This is a genomic window from Arthrobacter sp. NPDC056886, assembly GCF_042788715.1.
Lineage (GTDB): Bacteria > Actinomycetota > Actinomycetes > Actinomycetales > Micrococcaceae > Arthrobacter.
Genome location: NZ_JBHUBT010000010.1, coordinates 214,103 through 228,761, shown reverse-complemented (window position 1 = coordinate 228,761; position 14,659 = coordinate 214,103). Strand labels below are relative to the sequence as shown.

General features: G+C 68.9%; 13 protein-coding genes. 7 read left to right on the top strand and 6 right to left on the bottom strand.

Translation table 11 applies throughout. From position 1 onward, the window contains the following. Nucleotides 1-51 precede the first annotated feature (51 nt). Complete coding sequence (locus ACFRJ8_RS18110) at nucleotides 52-1,623, top strand: GH1 family beta-glucosidase (RefSeq protein WP_377987586.1); 1,572 nt, start codon at nucleotides 52-54, stop codon at nucleotides 1,621-1,623. 21 nt (nucleotides 1,624-1,644) lie between these two features. Here the strand turns inward: ACFRJ8_RS18110 and ACFRJ8_RS18105 are convergent, their stop codons facing one another. After that, entirely contained in the window at nucleotides 1,645-2,712 is a 1,068-nt protein-coding gene (locus tag ACFRJ8_RS18105) for an App1 family protein (RefSeq protein WP_377987584.1), read from the bottom strand. Between the two features lie 74 nt (nucleotides 2,713-2,786). Further along, nucleotides 2,787-3,542, bottom strand: a complete 756-nt coding sequence (locus tag ACFRJ8_RS18100) for a DUF72 domain-containing protein (protein WP_377987583.1) — start codon at nucleotides 3,540-3,542, stop codon at nucleotides 2,787-2,789. Between the two features lie 115 nt (nucleotides 3,543-3,657). On the opposite strand from ACFRJ8_RS18100, the gene ACFRJ8_RS18095 reads away from it, so the two are divergent. From ACFRJ8_RS18095 to ACFRJ8_RS18080, 4 genes are all read left to right on the top strand, one after another. Continuing rightward, the gene (locus ACFRJ8_RS18095) at nucleotides 3,658-5,508 is read left to right on the top strand and encodes a glycoside hydrolase family 15 protein (protein WP_377987582.1); all 1,851 of its coding nucleotides are present in this window, start codon (nucleotides 3,658-3,660) and stop codon (nucleotides 5,506-5,508) included. A 188-nt stretch (nucleotides 5,509-5,696) separates the two neighbouring features. After that, a complete protein-coding gene (locus tag ACFRJ8_RS18090; RefSeq protein WP_377987581.1) occupies nucleotides 5,697-6,005 on the top strand; it encodes a DUF1508 domain-containing protein in 309 nt (102 codons plus the stop codon). A 74-nt stretch (nucleotides 6,006-6,079) separates the two neighbouring features. Continuing rightward, nucleotides 6,080-6,397 (top strand): hypothetical protein, encoded by a 318-nt coding sequence (locus ACFRJ8_RS18085; RefSeq protein ID WP_377987580.1) that lies wholly within the window; start codon nucleotides 6,080-6,082, stop codon nucleotides 6,395-6,397. Nucleotides 6,398-6,538: 141 nt separating this feature from the next. Beyond that, nucleotides 6,539-7,300, top strand: coding sequence for an SDR family oxidoreductase (locus ACFRJ8_RS18080; protein WP_377987579.1), 762 nt, complete (start codon nucleotides 6,539-6,541; stop codon nucleotides 7,298-7,300). Between the two features lie 48 nt (nucleotides 7,301-7,348). Here the strand turns inward: ACFRJ8_RS18080 and ACFRJ8_RS18075 are convergent, their stop codons facing one another. The 3 genes from ACFRJ8_RS18075 to ACFRJ8_RS18065 are packed head-to-tail and all read right to left on the bottom strand — an operon-like array spanning nucleotide 7,349 to nucleotide 10,412. Then, nucleotides 7,349-7,768, bottom strand: a complete 420-nt coding sequence (locus tag ACFRJ8_RS18075) for a sterol carrier family protein (protein ID WP_377987578.1) — start codon at nucleotides 7,766-7,768, stop codon at nucleotides 7,349-7,351. A 16-nt stretch (nucleotides 7,769-7,784) separates the two neighbouring features. Next, a complete protein-coding gene (locus ACFRJ8_RS18070) occupies nucleotides 7,785-8,801 on the bottom strand; it encodes an asparaginase (RefSeq protein ID WP_277527230.1) in 1,017 nt (338 codons plus the stop codon). A gap of 36 nt (nucleotides 8,802-8,837) precedes the next feature. After that, nucleotides 8,838-10,412 (bottom strand): molybdopterin-dependent oxidoreductase, encoded by a 1,575-nt coding sequence (locus ACFRJ8_RS18065; protein WP_377987577.1) that lies wholly within the window; start codon nucleotides 10,410-10,412, stop codon nucleotides 8,838-8,840. Nucleotides 10,413-11,008: 596 nt separating this feature from the next. Here ACFRJ8_RS18065 and purD point away from each other — a divergent pair. Together purD and ACFRJ8_RS18055 are read left to right on the top strand one after the other, a co-directional pair. Further along, a complete protein-coding gene (gene purD, locus ACFRJ8_RS18060) occupies nucleotides 11,009-12,319 on the top strand; it encodes a phosphoribosylamine--glycine ligase (protein ID WP_377987575.1) in 1,311 nt (436 codons plus the stop codon). Between the two features lie 23 nt (nucleotides 12,320-12,342). Then, a complete protein-coding gene (locus ACFRJ8_RS18055; RefSeq protein ID WP_377987649.1) occupies nucleotides 12,343-13,302 on the top strand; it encodes a phosphoribosylaminoimidazolesuccinocarboxamide synthase in 960 nt (319 codons plus the stop codon). A 21-nt stretch (nucleotides 13,303-13,323) separates the two neighbouring features. Here ACFRJ8_RS18055 and ACFRJ8_RS18050 read toward each other — a convergent pair whose 3' ends face one another. Continuing rightward, nucleotides 13,324-14,589, bottom strand: coding sequence for a helix-turn-helix domain-containing protein (locus ACFRJ8_RS18050; RefSeq protein WP_377987573.1), 1,266 nt, complete (start codon nucleotides 14,587-14,589; stop codon nucleotides 13,324-13,326). Nucleotides 14,590-14,659 lie beyond the last annotated feature (70 nt).

The window sequence follows — 14,659 nt, the reverse complement described above, 5'->3', positions numbered from 1 at the left end:
AAGCCTAAGATCAGTCAACCAACTCCTGAAACTACATAGAGGTCTCCACCGATGAACGCTTCCGCCAAGGATCTGGCTTCCCTTCTTCCGCCCGGCTTCACCCTGGGCGTGGCTACCTCAGCCTTCCAGATCGAGGGTGCGCTCGATGAAGACGGCCGCGGCCCGTCCGGTTGGGACGCCTTCGCCGCGAAACCGGGGTCGATCGTGGAGGACCACAGTCCTGCCGTCTCCTGCGACCACTACCACCGGATGCCAGAGGACGTGGCACTGATGAAAGAACTGGGAATCGACTCGTACCGGTTTTCGTTGTCCTGGTCCAGGATCCAGCCCGGCGGCAGCGGGCCCGTGAACCCCGCCGGACTGGACTTCTACGACCGGCTGATCGACCTGTTGCTCGCCAACGGCATTTCCCCCATGGCCACGCTCTACCACTGGGACACCCCGCTGCCCCTGGATGAGGCCGGCGGCTGGATGAACCGGGATACGGCCCACCGGCTGGGCGACTTCGCCGCCATCGCCGCAGCCGCGTTCGGGGACCGCGTTTCCCGATGGGTGACTGTCAACGAACCCGCCACAGTCACCACCAACGGCTACGCCCTGGGCATGCACGCGCCCGGCGAGGCGCTCATGCTCAAGGCGCTTCCCAGCGTGCACCACCAGCTGCTGGGCCACGGCCTGGCGCTCCAGGCGCTGCGTGCCGCCAAGGTGCAGGGCGAAATCGGCATCACCAACGTGTACTCGCCAATGGTTCCGGCCACCGCCAACCCGCTGGATGCGGTCAGCGCCGGACTCATGGATCTGGCGCAGAACCGGCTCTACGCCGACCCCGTGCTGCTGGGCAAGTACCCGGACATCATTCGGGCCGCCACATTTTTTTCATCGTCATTCAACCCCTCCAGCGAAGACATGGAGCTGATTTCCCAGCCCCTGGATTTCTACGGCCTGAACTATTACATGCCCACCCGCGTCGGGGCGGGCCCGGGGGAGGGGGCCGTGCCGGCCGGCATGGCCGAGGCCATGGGGGATGATCTCAGCGGGACACCCGGTGCGCCCTTCCACATCGCGGCGTTCCCGGACACCGCGACCACGGCCTACGGCTGGCCGGTCAAGCCCGAATACATGTCGGTTGCCTTGGCTGAGGTGGCCGACCGCTACCCGGATCTGCCGCCGGTCTACATCACCGAGGGCGGGGCCAGCTTCGAGGACGTGGTGGTCCAGTGCGTCGGGTCGGACCGCCGGATGGTTCCGGATGAACGGCGCCTGCGTTACCTCGCGGACCACATCGGCACGGCCCTGGAAGCGACCCGTCCCGGCGGTGCGGCCGAGGCCATGGATCTTCGTGGCTACTATGTGTGGTCCTTCATGGACAACTTCGAATGGTCCGCCGGCTACAAGCAGCCGTTCGGCCTTGTGCACGTCGATTTCGACACCCAGGTCCGCACACCGAAGGCCTCCTACTACTGGCTCCAAGAGTTGCTTGCGGCCCGGACCGCGGCGGCCGCCGCGCAACCGGCCGGCGGACGGCTGGATGGAGCGCCTGCCGCCGGACAGAAGGCTGGAGCGGTTGGCCACGGACAGCAGGACGGAACTGCCGACGTCGGGGAGCCCAGCCCCGCGGGCTGACGCCCTTAAAGCAAGTTCAACCTAAAGCAGATCCAGGTCCTGCAGGCCCTTGGCGAGTCCGGCGCCGTCGGGCGAATAGAGCCACGGGACGGATGATTCCGAGTGGTCTCCAGTGTCGGAGTGGCCGCCGGCGAAGACGGCCTCGCTGGCCGAGAGCTGCCGGATGCCGATTGCGGCGACCTGCTCCGGGTGCTCCTGCGCGAAGCCGGAGTAAATCTCTTCATCGTGCTGGCCGTTGTCGCCGAACAGCAGCCAGCGCATGTTCGGGAACTCCTGGGCCAGCAACTCAAGGTTCCGCCGTTTGTGGTCCTGGCCGCTGCGGAACCAGCGGTCGTGGGTCAGCCCCCAGTCCGTGAGCAGCAGGGCGCCCGAGGGATAGAGGTTCCGGGCGATGAAGCGAGCCAGGGTGGGTGCCGCGTTCCACGGCCCGGTGGACAGGTAGATCACGGGCGCCTCCGGGTGCTCCACCTTGAGCCGATCCATCAGGACGGCCATGCCAGGCGTCGCCATCCGGGCGCGTTCGTTCAGGACGAAGGTGTTCCACAGCGCCAGGAACGGCCGGGGGAGGGCCGTGACCATGATGGTGTCGTCAATATCCGAGACAATGCCCAGCTTGGTATCCGGGGAGATCACGAAAATCCTGGCCTCGACCGGTTCCGTTCCTTCGGCCCGCAGCACGGCTGTATGCCAGCCCGGGGTCAGCGCCACGTGCACCAGGGTGTCCACCAGGCCGCCGCGGTCGGTGTGCACGCGCGTGGTGACGCCGCCGATCTGGATCTCCACTTCGGTGAACTGGACCGGCACACTCGTGAAGGCGCGCCAGCCGCGGACGTTCTGGTTGCCGTTGAGGGCCAGCCGCTCCGCCTTGCTGCCGGGGGCGGGCCTGCTGGTGAGGACCACGCGGCCAAGCAGCCTGACCCACTCTGTCGAGCCGTAGCCTTGATAGGCGACGGTCTGCGGGGTGAACTTCCAGCTCCGGGCCGTCTTGAGGCGAACCCCGTTCACGGCGTCGGACACCCAATGGGCGAGCCGGAAGGCCCTGTTGCCGGATACGGGCAGCTGTTGCGCTGGTTGCGACGCCAATTCCATGCCTCCACTCTCCCACAGTGCCGGGCTCGGGCAGTGCCGGCGGGGTCCGGCGTGGGCGCCCCAGTGACGCCGGGTTACCAGCGTGGCGGGTCACCCAGCAGCCCGCACAGTGTGGCGGCGTTGCGGACGGCGTTGCCGCCGCCGTCGTTGTTGAAATACGCGTAGACGTCTTTCCCGCCGGCCTGCCACTCGCGGATCCGGTCCGCCCACCAGCGCAGGTCGTCATCGGAATAGGATCCGCCGTACAGGAAGTCGTGGTCCGGGCCGTGCAGCCGGATGTAGACAAACGGCGCGGTGGCGCGCAGGACGCACGGGAGCCCGGCGCCGCTCATGATGCAGTAGGCCGCGCCGTGACGTTCCAGCAGGGCGTACACGGCGTCGTCGTCCCAGCTGGGGTGGCGGAATTCCACACAGACGCGGATCCACCCCGGGAGCGCCGCCAGGAAGTAGTCCAGCCGGGCATCATCCCGTGCTAGGCCCGGGGGGAGCTGGACGAGCAGCACGGCCCGCTTGTCGCCGAGTTCGTGCCAGCACCGGGTGATCCGGTCCGCCCAGACCTCCGGGGCGTAAAGCTTCTTGGCGTGCGTCAGGCCGCGGGGAGCCTTGACGGAGAGGGCGAAACCGTCGGGCAGGCGGCGGCGCCAGCTGGCGAACGATCCCTCTTTCGGCCAGCGGTAGAAGCTGGCATTCAATTCCACGGTGTCGAAGCGGGCCGCGTAGTGTGCCAGCCTGTCCCGGGCCGGCAGGCCTGGCGGGTAGAGGACCCCGTCCCAGTGGTCATAGCTCCAGCCGGACGTGCCGATCCGCACAGCGCCCCCGTGCTCTGCCATGCCAGTCCCCTTTCCCCAAACGATGGATCCTCGTTCTCCGGCCAGTGCCGCATGCGCCGCCTCCGGTGCGCCGTCACCGTGCCGGGTGCGACGGCGGTGTGGCACTGTAAGAGTCATGGTACGCATCGAGGATTACGCAATGGTCGGGGATCTGCATACCGCGGCCCTGATCAGCACTGAAGGTTCCATCGACTGGCTGTGCCTGCCGCGCTTCGACTCACCAGCCTGTTTCAGCGCGCTCCTCGATACCCCCGCGGCCGGCCGGTGGCTGCTGGCGCCGGCAGCCGGCGGCGAATGCACGCGCCGCCGCTACCGCAAAGGCACGCTGATCCTGGAAACCGAGTGGGACCTGCCCGAGGGCAAGGTCCGGATCATTGACTTCATGCCGCCCCGCGATGAAGTGGCGGACATCGTGCGGATCGTGGTCGGTGTCCGCGGCTCGGTGCGAATGCGCGGCGAACTGGCCCTCCGGTTCGACTACGGCCATATTGTGCCGTGGGTCCGCCACGACGAGCGCGGAATCCACGCCATCGCCGGGCCCGACGCCGCCTATCTGGTGACGAAGGCGCCCCTGCGCGGCGAGCGGATGCACACCGTCAGCGACTTCACGGTCACGGCCGGGGACCGCGTGCCCTTCGTGCTGACCTGGAGCCCCAGCCATCTCCGCCGGCCGCGCTCCGTGAACCCGGAGGCGGTCCTGGCGTCCACCGAGGAGTTCTGGCTCGACTGGTCGGCGAAGTGCAAGATCACTGGGCCGCACCGGGGCGCGGTCCAGCGCTCGCTGATCACGCTCAAAGCCTTGACCTTCGCCCCCACTGGCGGCATCGTTGCCGCCGTCACCACCTCCCTGCCGGAGGAGATCGGCGGCACCCGGAACTGGGACTACCGCTTCTGCTGGCTGCGCGACGCCACCCTGACCTTGCAGGCGCTGCTGGCCGCGGGCTACACGGAGGAGGCCGGCGCGTGGCGCGACTGGCTGCTCCGCGCCGTCGCCGGGGACCCGGCGGATCTGCAGATCATGTACGGGCTCCACGGTGAACGCCGGCTGCCGGAACTCGAACTGCCGTGGCTGAAGGGCTATGAAAACTCAGCGCCGGTGCGTACCGGGAACGGCGCGGCCGGCCAGCTGCAGCTCGACGTCTGGGGCGAGGTGCTCGATTGTCTGTCCCTGACGCGGAACTCGCTCCTCAAACACTCCGACGAGGCCTGGGACGTCCAAGTGGCCCTCATGGAACATCTCGAGACAGCCTGGAGCCAGCCGGATAACGGGCTGTGGGAAATGCGGGGCCCGCAACGCCATTTCACGCACTCCAAGGTGATGGCGTGGGTGGCCGCGGACCGCATGGTCAAGGGGGTCCGGGACTACGGCCTGATTGGTCCGGCGGACCGTTGGGAGGAGCTGCGTGACACCATCCACGCCGAGGTCATGGCCAACGGGTTCGACGCCGAACGCAACACGTTCGTGCAGTCCTACGGACGGCCCGAGCTGGACGCGAGCCTCCTGCTGCTGCCCCGGGTGGGGTTCCTGGCGCCCGATGATCCGCGCATCATCGGAACCATCGACGCCGTCCAGCGCGAGTTGACGCATGACGGTTTCCTGCGCCGCTACCTGCCGGCGCAGAGTGATGACGGGCTTCCCGGTGAGGAAGGGGTGTTCCTGGCCTGCTCCTTCTGGCTGGTGGAGGCCCTGATCGGGGCGGGCCGGCGCCACGAGGCCGGGGAGCTGTTCGAGCGCCTGCTGGCGCTGCGCAACGACGTCGGACTTCTCAGCGAGGAGTGGGGCGTCGACGCCGGCCGGCAGCTGGGCAACACGCCGCAGGCCTTCAGTCACTTCGCCCTGGTGATGAGCGCGCTGGAACTGCACGAAGATGGCATCCGACGCAGCGACAGCCCGCAGCACGGCGCGGGCCGGACGCCTCCGCGGCCCGGCCGATCGCCCCGTCCCCGCCCCGCGCCGCGCCGGTAATCCGCGCCAGCCAGGCCGCGTGAGGAGTCCCCGTGGCCTGCGCCCGCTGCCGCGGTTCTCGCCGCCGTTCTGGCCCGCCTTCGGCCACCCCGGGCGGTCGGCGGGACCTTCAGCACTTTCCCTCTACCGTTAAGTAAGTACACTTACTAACATCCCGGCGGGGGATACGAGGGAACGAGGAGTGTGCAATGGCGGGGTATTTTGAGCTCGTGGACGCGCCCGACGGCGGCTACCGCATTCGGATGATGGACGGGGCAGGGCAACTGATGGCAGTTTCAGTGACGTTTCCCACCAAGAAAGCGGCAGTGGCCGGGGTGGCCCAGGCGAGGGAGATCGCCGGAACCGGCCTGATCAGGGACCGCAGCGCCGACGGCCGGTCCGCCATGCCCGGCTCGTCCGCCCGGGTGATCCGGGGGCGGCTCGGCGGTGCCGGACGCCCAACGTCCCCAACCGGGGGCTCACTGGCAGCGGGAAAGAGGGCACGGGCCCGCCACTGACCTCCGCCCATTGATCCTGGCGCACGGCCGTTGCCCCAGCCGAGAATCCGCGGGCCGAGCGGTACAGTATGGCCATGGATCCGCAGGGGAATCGGAGTTCCGGCCGTGCCCGGAAGAATCTGCTCGGCAGCGTGGCAGTGCCGCTTGTTGCCGCGGCCATGCTGCTCGCAGGTCTGGTTTTTCTCGCCCAGCCGGTGCAACAGGAGGACTTTGGCTGGTTCGCGTACGCTCCGCTGGCCACGGAGGCAGTCCTACCGCAGGGGCTCATGTTCATGGGTGCCAGCGCCTGGGCCGGGTCCGCGCTGATCGGCGTCGGGCTGCTGGTGCTGGCGTTCTGGTCCGGCTACCGCACGGGCCGGCAGGCCCGGGACCGCAGCGGCGACTCCCGCTAGGGCGGCACGCCACTAAAAATGTCCGCCCCGACCGCCTCCCGAGAAGACAGTTCGCGGCGGTCCGGGTGCGAAACACTGCCGTGATGTGCCGTCTCGGCGGTACGCTGGCCGGGCAGCCGCGTAACCGTCGAGGAGGACCCCATGAGCCAGCACCATACGCCCGGAAGGGTCGCCGTCGTCACCGGAGCCGGTTCCGGGATCGGCCGTGCGGTGGCCCGCCTCATGCTGTCCGAGGGCTACCGGGTGGTCCTGGCGGGACGGCGGGAAGAGCTGCTCCGCGAGACCGCGGCCGGCCACCGCCAGGCGCTCGCGGTCCAGTGCGATGTCACCGTCCCCGACGACGTCGAGCGGCTCTTCGCCGCGGCCTTGGGCCAGTGGGAACGGGTGGACGTGCTCTTCAACAACGCCGGTGTGTTCGGCCCCGCCGCCTCGGTGGACGAGATCACCATGGAGGACTGGGACGCGACCGTAGCCGTGAACCTCACAGGCTCCCTCCTTTGCGCCGCGGCCGCCGTCCGGGCCATGAAGGCCCAGTCGCCCCAGGGCGGAAGAATCATCAACAACGGTTCGATCGCGGCGTATTCGCCCCGGCCGCGGACGGTGGCCTACACGGTGACCAAGCACGCGATCACGGGGCTGACCAAAAGCATTGACCTGGACGGGCGGGGGTACGGCATCACCTGCGGACAAATCGACATCGGCAACGCCGCCACGGATCTGATGGAGGAGATCGGCGTCGGCTCCGGGGCACCCCAGGCGGACGGCAGCCTGCGGACCGAGCCGACATTTGCGGTGCAGGACGCCGCCCGGGCCGTGCTGCTGATGGCCGGGATGCCGGCGTCGGCCAACGTGGGTTCCCTCGTGGTCACGGCCGCGGGCATGCCGTACATCGGGCGCGGCTGAGGGCCCGGACCGGCTTGTGGGGCCCCGGCTGCGGGGCCCGATGAGCGGTTAGAGGGGCAGGAGGGCGGACAGGTCCGCGCGCAGTCCCGAGGCCGCAACCTGGCCGGCCGCGACGGCGTCTGCCCAGCTCAAACGCCCGCTGACCATCGCCAGCCAGGTGGCGGCGTCGCACTCGATGACATTAGGCGGGGTGCCGCGCGTGTGCCGCGGGCCCTCCACGCACTGCGTGACGCCGAACGGCGGGACGCGCACTTCCACGGAGTTGCCGGGTGCCCGCGCGCTGACTTCCTCCAGCGAGTAGCGCACCGCCGTCGCGATCGTGGTGCGCGGGACGGTGCCGGTTGCCTCAGCGCCGGTTCCGCCGGCGCTGGTTACTTTGGCTCCCGGCGCGGCCGGGTTGGCGGCCTGCCATGCGGCGAGCGCCGCGCGGCCCTCGTCGACGGCGATTCGACGGCGCGATACAGCCAATTTCCTGCCTCCGGCCCTAGTCCAGCAGAGCCGCGACGGCCCGCCCGAGCCGGATCTTGCCCACCGGGCGTCCCCCGCCCAGGACGGGGTCCACCACCTTGTCCAGGACGCTGGACACCTCAGGGATTTCGACGGCGCCGGAGGCCGCCAACAGCGTCAGCCCGACCAGGGTGGTGGCCCGGATGTTGCCGTCGAGCATCTTGATGGCAACCGAGACGCCCTGGCGGGTGGCCATGACCAGCACGCCCTCGGCCCCGATCTTGGCCAGGATGCCGAGTTCGTCCATGACGATCGTGTTGGCCTGTCCGCGCCCCTGCACGGCCCACGGGTAGTCCAGCATGGACGTGGCAATCGTGGCAGCCCGTGCGTTCGAATTCTTGTCCCCCGGAGCCTTGGCCAGCTTCGAGTAGGCCCGGGCCAGCCCCGTCAGGGACACGGCAGCAACCGGCGCGCCGCAGCCGTCGATGCCCAGGTGGGCGATGTGTTCGCCGCAGTACTCCTCGATCACGGAGCGGATCCGCTGCTGCAGCGGGTGGTTGGGCTCGAGGTAGCTGTTCTTGTCCCAGCCGTTCTCTGTGCACGCCCACAGGAACGCGGCGTGCTTGCCCGAGCAGTTGAATGCAAGCCGGGACTTGCCGCGCTCAGTCTGGACCAGCCAGTTCCGGGCGGTCTCATCTTGGGGCCAGTCGGCCGGGCACTGCAGCTGGTCTTCCTTGGCTCCGGCCGCCTTGAGCATGCCCTCCACCACATCCATGTGGTCCAGGGATCCGACGTGGCTGCCGCACGCGATGGCCACCTGGGCGCCCCGCAGGGGCACTCCGGACTGCATCGATGCGAGGGCCTGCAACGGTTTGAGCGTGGACCGGGCCAGGATGGGCGCGTTAATGTCGCCGAGCTCGACCACCACGGTTCCATCCGCGGCCAGCACAACAGCCGAGCCGATATGGCGGGACTCCACGAAGCCGCTGCGTTCGATGACTGCCAGTTCGACGGCGGAGTCGACTGTGAAGGTTGCATGCGGGTTCAAAGCCATGCAGCAAGTCTATGGTGCCCGGTGCTGATACCCCGGTTATTCCACGGTCACCATGACTGACTGCCAGCCGGAGGCGCCGTCCGGGACCGGATCCGCCCGCTTGTCCGTCTGGACCTCGCCGGTGCCGTCTGTGGCGCGGACCTTGATGTAGTGCGGCCCCGGCGTGGCCTGCCAGTCGAGGGACCACTGCCGCCAGGTGATGAGGGATGCCTCATCGGAGAGCACTGCCTCGGTCCACGGGCCGCTGTCGATCTGCACCTCCACCTTGGTGATCCCGCGGGTCTGGGCCCACGCGGTGCCGCCGATTGCGACCTTTCCGGCGGGGACCTTGGCGAAAGACTTGGGCACCTCCACCCGGGCCATGGTCTTGATCGGGCCGCGTTCGGACCAGCCGCGCTGGGTCCAGTACGCCTTGCTGTCGGCGAACCGGGTCACCTCGAGGTCCACCACCCACTTGGTGGCGGAGACGAAGCCGTACAGCCCGGGAACCACCATCCGCACCGGGTAGCCGTGTTCGAGCGGGAGGGCCTCGCCGTTCATGCCGATCGCCAGCATGGCGTCGCGGTCGTCCTGGAGGACATCCAATGGGGTGGAGGCGCTGAAGCCGTCAATCGAGGTGGACAGCACCATGTCCGCGCCCTGCTTGGGACGGGCCAGCTTCAGCGCGTCGCGGATGGGCATGCCCAACCATTTGGCGTTGCCGGCCAGGTTGCCGCCCACCGGGTTGGACACACAGGTCAGGGACACATGGGACTCGATGAGCTGGGCGTCGAGCAGATCCTGGAAGGTCAGCCGGACCTCCTGTTCCACCAGGCCGTGGATGCGCAGCTCCCAGTCCTGGACGTTGATCTCCGGCACACTCAGGGCCGTGTCGATCCGGTAAAAGTCCTTGTTCGGGGTCAGCCACGGCGTGACGCCAGGCGCCTTGGACTGGACACCGGCCGGGACAGCGGCGGCGGCCTTGGCGGGTGCCGGCAGCTTCAGCGATTCGCGGGCCGCAGCCACGTTGCTGCGGGCGGCGCTCAGCAGGCGCCCGCCGGTGGCGGCAATACCCGAGGCAGCCGCGGTGATGCCGGCGGCGGCAAAGAATGCGCGCCGGGTGGTCGCCGGGCGGTCGGGGTCCTTCGCGGCGAGATCGGCCTCCAGGTCCGGCCATTCCTGCATCCGCCACAGCCTGGTGATCAGGAGCCGCAGCACCACCAGACCGGCCACGGTGCCGATCAGGGAGGGAATGGCGTCGACCGGTTTGACGCTGGCCCGGGTCACCACACTGCCGACGATCACGGCGCCCATCAGCACCACCCCGGCCACGCCCAGGACCCATTTCCGGTACGCCACGATGCCGAGCACGCATGCGAGCAGCAGGATCGTGACAGCCATCCCGACGAACAGCGCGGCCTTGTCGTTGGTGCCAAACGTGGCGATCGCAAAGTCCTTCATCCACGGCGGCGTGAAGTCGATGAACGTGGAGCCCAGCGCAATCAGGGGCGTGGCCCGCGCGGTGAAGAACGCCCCGATCAGTTCCGCGACGGACAGGACGACGGCGGCGGCTGCCACTCCGGCCACCGCGGCCAGGGCTGTGGTGCCGCGGGACCGCTTGCTGGGCTTCATGCTGGGTTTGTTCATACATGCCATTCGTAGCCGCGCGGCCGGCGGATTGTCTGGTGAGTGGACATGCTCACGGGTCCCCACGGGACATGCCCAGTGCTGGTGCCAAAGAACGGACATGCTCATGGGTGCTGGGGGACATGTCCAGTGTTGGTGCCCAAGCATGGACATGGTCATGGGTGCTGGGGGATATGTCCAGTGTTGGCGCCCAGGCATGGACATAGTGGCATTATGTCCAGTGGCCGGGCCCGGGACTGGGCATGTCCCACGGTTTCCCCGGCGCCGTGCCTTGAACCCAGAGACGATCTCGTGGCTGGTGCTTGGGCATGTTCAGCGACCATCTGGCCGGGGGACATGCCCAGCCCTGGGACCCCAAAAACGGACATGCTCAGGGGTCTCAGGGGGACATGTCCAGTGTTGGTGCCCAAGCATGGACAAGGTGCCATCATGTCCAGTGGCCGGGCTGGGGACTGGGCATGTCCCACGGTTTCCCCGGCGCCGTGCCCTGAACCCAGCCTGCGCCGCCGCGAAGGTTGAGCATGTCCGGCGGCCGACACAGCTTAGGAGCCTGCGGGGTGCACCCCGTACCCTTGGAGACTGTGAAGGTACTTGTCATCGGCCCCGGCGGCCGCGAACACGCCATTGTCCGATCCTTGCTCGCCGACCCCAACGTTTCCGAGGTCCACGCGGCCCCGGGCAACGCCGGGATCAGCGCGCTGGTCCCCACATATGCGATCGACGCGAACGATCCCGACGCCGTCGCCGCGCTGGCCGTCAAGCTCTCCGTGGACCTGGTGGTGGTCGGCCCGGAGGCGCCCCTCGCCGCCGGTGTGTCCGACGCCGTCCGCGACGCCGGCATTCCGGTCTTCGGCCCCAGCAGGGACGCAGCCCAGCTGGAAGCGTCCAAGGCCTTCGCCAAGGAAGTCATGGCCGAGGCCGGCGTCCCCACGGCAATGGCCCGGGTGGCCGGCACCGCCGAGGAAGCTGCGGACGCGCTCGACACCTTCGGCGCCCCCTATGTCGTCAAGGACGACGGACTCGCCGCCGGCAAGGGCGTCGTCGTCACCAACAACCGGGACGAGGCCCTCGCGCACGCCCAGAGCTGCTTCGACGCCGGGGGCACCGTGGTGATCGAGGAATTCCTCGACGGGCCCGAGGTCTCGGTCTTCGTCCTCTGCGACGGCAGCAACACCGTGGCCCTGTCCCCGGCGCAGGACTTCAAGCGCATCTTCGACAACGACGAAGGCCCCAACACCGGCGGCATGGGCGCCTACACGCCCCTGGAATGGGCCCCCGAAGGCCTCGTCCAGGAAGTGATCGACCGCGTCGCCCAGCCCACGGTCAACCAGATGGCCCACCGCGGCACCCCGTTCGTCGGCGTCCTCTTCGTCGGCCTCGCCCTGACCTCGCGCGGCACGCGGGTCATCGAATTCAACGTCCGGTTCGGCGACCCCGAAACCCAGGCCGTCCTCGCCCGGCTCAAGACGCCCCTCGGCGGGCTGCTCATGGCCGGCGCCAAGGGCGAACTGGACAAGGTGCAGCCGCTGCGCTGGTCCAAGGACACCGCGGTCGCCGTCGTCGTCGCCGCAGAAAACTACCCCGGCACGCCGCGCACCGGCGACCGCATCCGGGGCCTGAAAAAGGTCGACGCCCTGGACGGCGTCCACGTGATCCACGCCGGCACCAAGCTCGACGGCGAAGGCAAGGTGGTGTCCGCCGGCGGCCGCGTCCTGGCCGTCGTGGCCCTGGGCACCGACCTCGTGGAGGCCCGGGAACGGGCGTACGACGGCGTCGAGCTCGTCCAGCTGGACGGCAGCCAGTTCCGCACCGACATCGGCGGCAAGGCCGCCCGCGGGCAAATCCGCGTAGCGGCGCCGGGAACCCCGGCCGCGTCGAAAGCGAAGGCGTGAACGTGACGGAACCCGCAGCCCCGATGCCCGGCACCCCTGAGACCCAGCCCGAGACCGTGCCCAAGGGCGGTCTGGACACCGCGACCCTGGACCTGCCCGGGTGGCGGCACGTCTACTCCGGCAAGGTCCGCGACCTCTACGTCCCCGCGGACCCGGCGTTCACCGAACGGTTCGGCCAGGACTGCGTCCTGGTGGTGGCCAGCGACCGCATCAGCGCCTACGACCACGTCCTGGCCAGCGAGATCCCGGACAAGGGCCGCATCCTGACCCAGCTCAGTCTGTGGTGGTTCGAACAGCTCGGCGTCGCGCACCACGTCCTCGCGTCCACGGTCGACGGCGGTGTCCCCGCCGCCGTCGAAGGCCGGGCGATGATCTGCAAGAAACTGGATATGTTCCCGGTCGAATGCATCGCGCGCGGCTACCTCACCGGCTCGGGGCTCCTGGAGTACCGCGCGGCGGGCACCGTGTGCAGCATCCCGCTGCCCGCCGGCCTGGTTGACGGATCGCGGCTGCAGGAGGCCATCTTCACGCCCTCGGCGAAGGCCGAAGTGGGCGAGCACGACGAGAACATCACCTATGACGCCGTCGTGGGCCTCGTCGGCGCGGAGGTCGCGGCGGAGCTGAGCCGGCTGACCCTGGAGATCTACACCAAGGCCGAGGAAATCGCGCGTGGACGCGGCATCATCCTGGCCGACACCAAGGTGGAATTCGGCCGGGACGCCGCCACCGGCGCCATCACCCTGGGCGATGAGGTGCTGACCCCGGACTCGTCACGCTTTTGGGATGCGGCCACGTACCAGCCCGGCCAGGCCCAGCCGTCCTACGACAAACAGTATGTCCGCGACTGGCTGACCTCGCCCGAATCGGGCTGGGACAAGGCTTCCGACACGCCCCCGCCCGCCCTTCCGGCCGACGTCGTGGCGCGCACCCGCAGCCGCTATGTGGAGGCCTACGAGAAGCTCACCGGCCGGACGTTCGCCTAGTCCGGCCGGGCCGGGCCGGGGCTACGCTTCCGCGGAGGCGGCCTCGGCCCGCCGCTGGGCCAGCTTGATCTCGAGCACGGCGTCCAGCGCCTGCTGGACCCGGTCCGAGGCGCCGGCCGCGCTGAATTCCTTCTGGGCTTCCTCGAGGTACACCAGCGCCTCCGCGGACTCCCCGGCGGCCTTGAGGGCCTTGCCCAGCAGCAGGGAGACCTCGCCTGCCGTGTGCCGGGCCAGCGCCTCCCGCTCGGCATGGATCTCGCGCAGCTTCTGGACGGCGGCCACGATGTCGCCGGTGAGGTAGAGCCAGCGGGCCCGGATGAACGCCACTTCGAGCTGGTCCGTCTTGTTGCCGCCGACGATAGAGAGGGCCAGTTCGGCGCGCTCGATCGACGACAGGGTCTCGGGTTCGACGATTCCCGAGGAGAGCCGGACGGCGGCGGAGGCCTTGTTGAACCGGGCCCACAGGTCGATGTCGTTGGCCGGGGAGAGCAGCCGGCCGGCCCGCTCGTGGTATTTGATTCCCTCGGGGTAGTCATGGCGCATGAAGGCCACGTTGCCGATCACCCAGGCCACCTCGCCGGCGAGCTGGGACATGGAGTGGTCGTCCATCTGCTCATTCATGGCCTGGCAGTACTCCCAGGCCTCGTCGAGGCGGCCGCTCTCGGCCAGTGCACCGATGAGGGCGCGGAGGGCGCCGATGATCATGGTGGAGCCCTTGGGCAGCTCGGCGCAGAGCCGGACCGCTTCCTGCGCATGCTCGACGGCGGCGGTCAGCTGGCCCTGCCCCTGCGAGGCTGCGGCGAGCATCTGTTCGGCCCGGACACCGAGCCCGGCCGACTCCGCGGCCATGGGGTGGTCCAGAAGGTTCTGGACCACGTCCTTGCACTCCTGCCAGAGGCCCTGCTTGATCAGGCACTCGGCCTGCATGTAGGTCATGTTCCACCACGCGCTGGTGTTTTTGGCCTCCAGGGCGATCTTGGCGGCGGCGGCGGCATGGGTGGCGGCCACGGGGTAGTCCCGGAGGTCCCAGGCCTGCCGGGCATACAGCCCCGCGAGCACGTATTCGGCGTCGCTGACGGACACCGGCTGGCTCCAGGCCTCGAGCGCCTTGGGGGCAAGTTCAAGCCGGCGGGCGAGCTCTTCGATGACATCGGCCGTCGGCTCGCGCCGTCCGGTTTCCAGCAAAGAGATGTAGCTGGGGGAGTACAGGTCACGGCCCAGCTCCGCCTGCGTCAGGCCCCGTTCGAGCCGTTCCGCGCGGAGCTTCTCCCCAAATCCGTTCCCCACGGATACCTCCTAATTCCGGACATTCTTTGTACTAAATGCTTGACAGTCTCTGTGGAAACCATTTTACAAT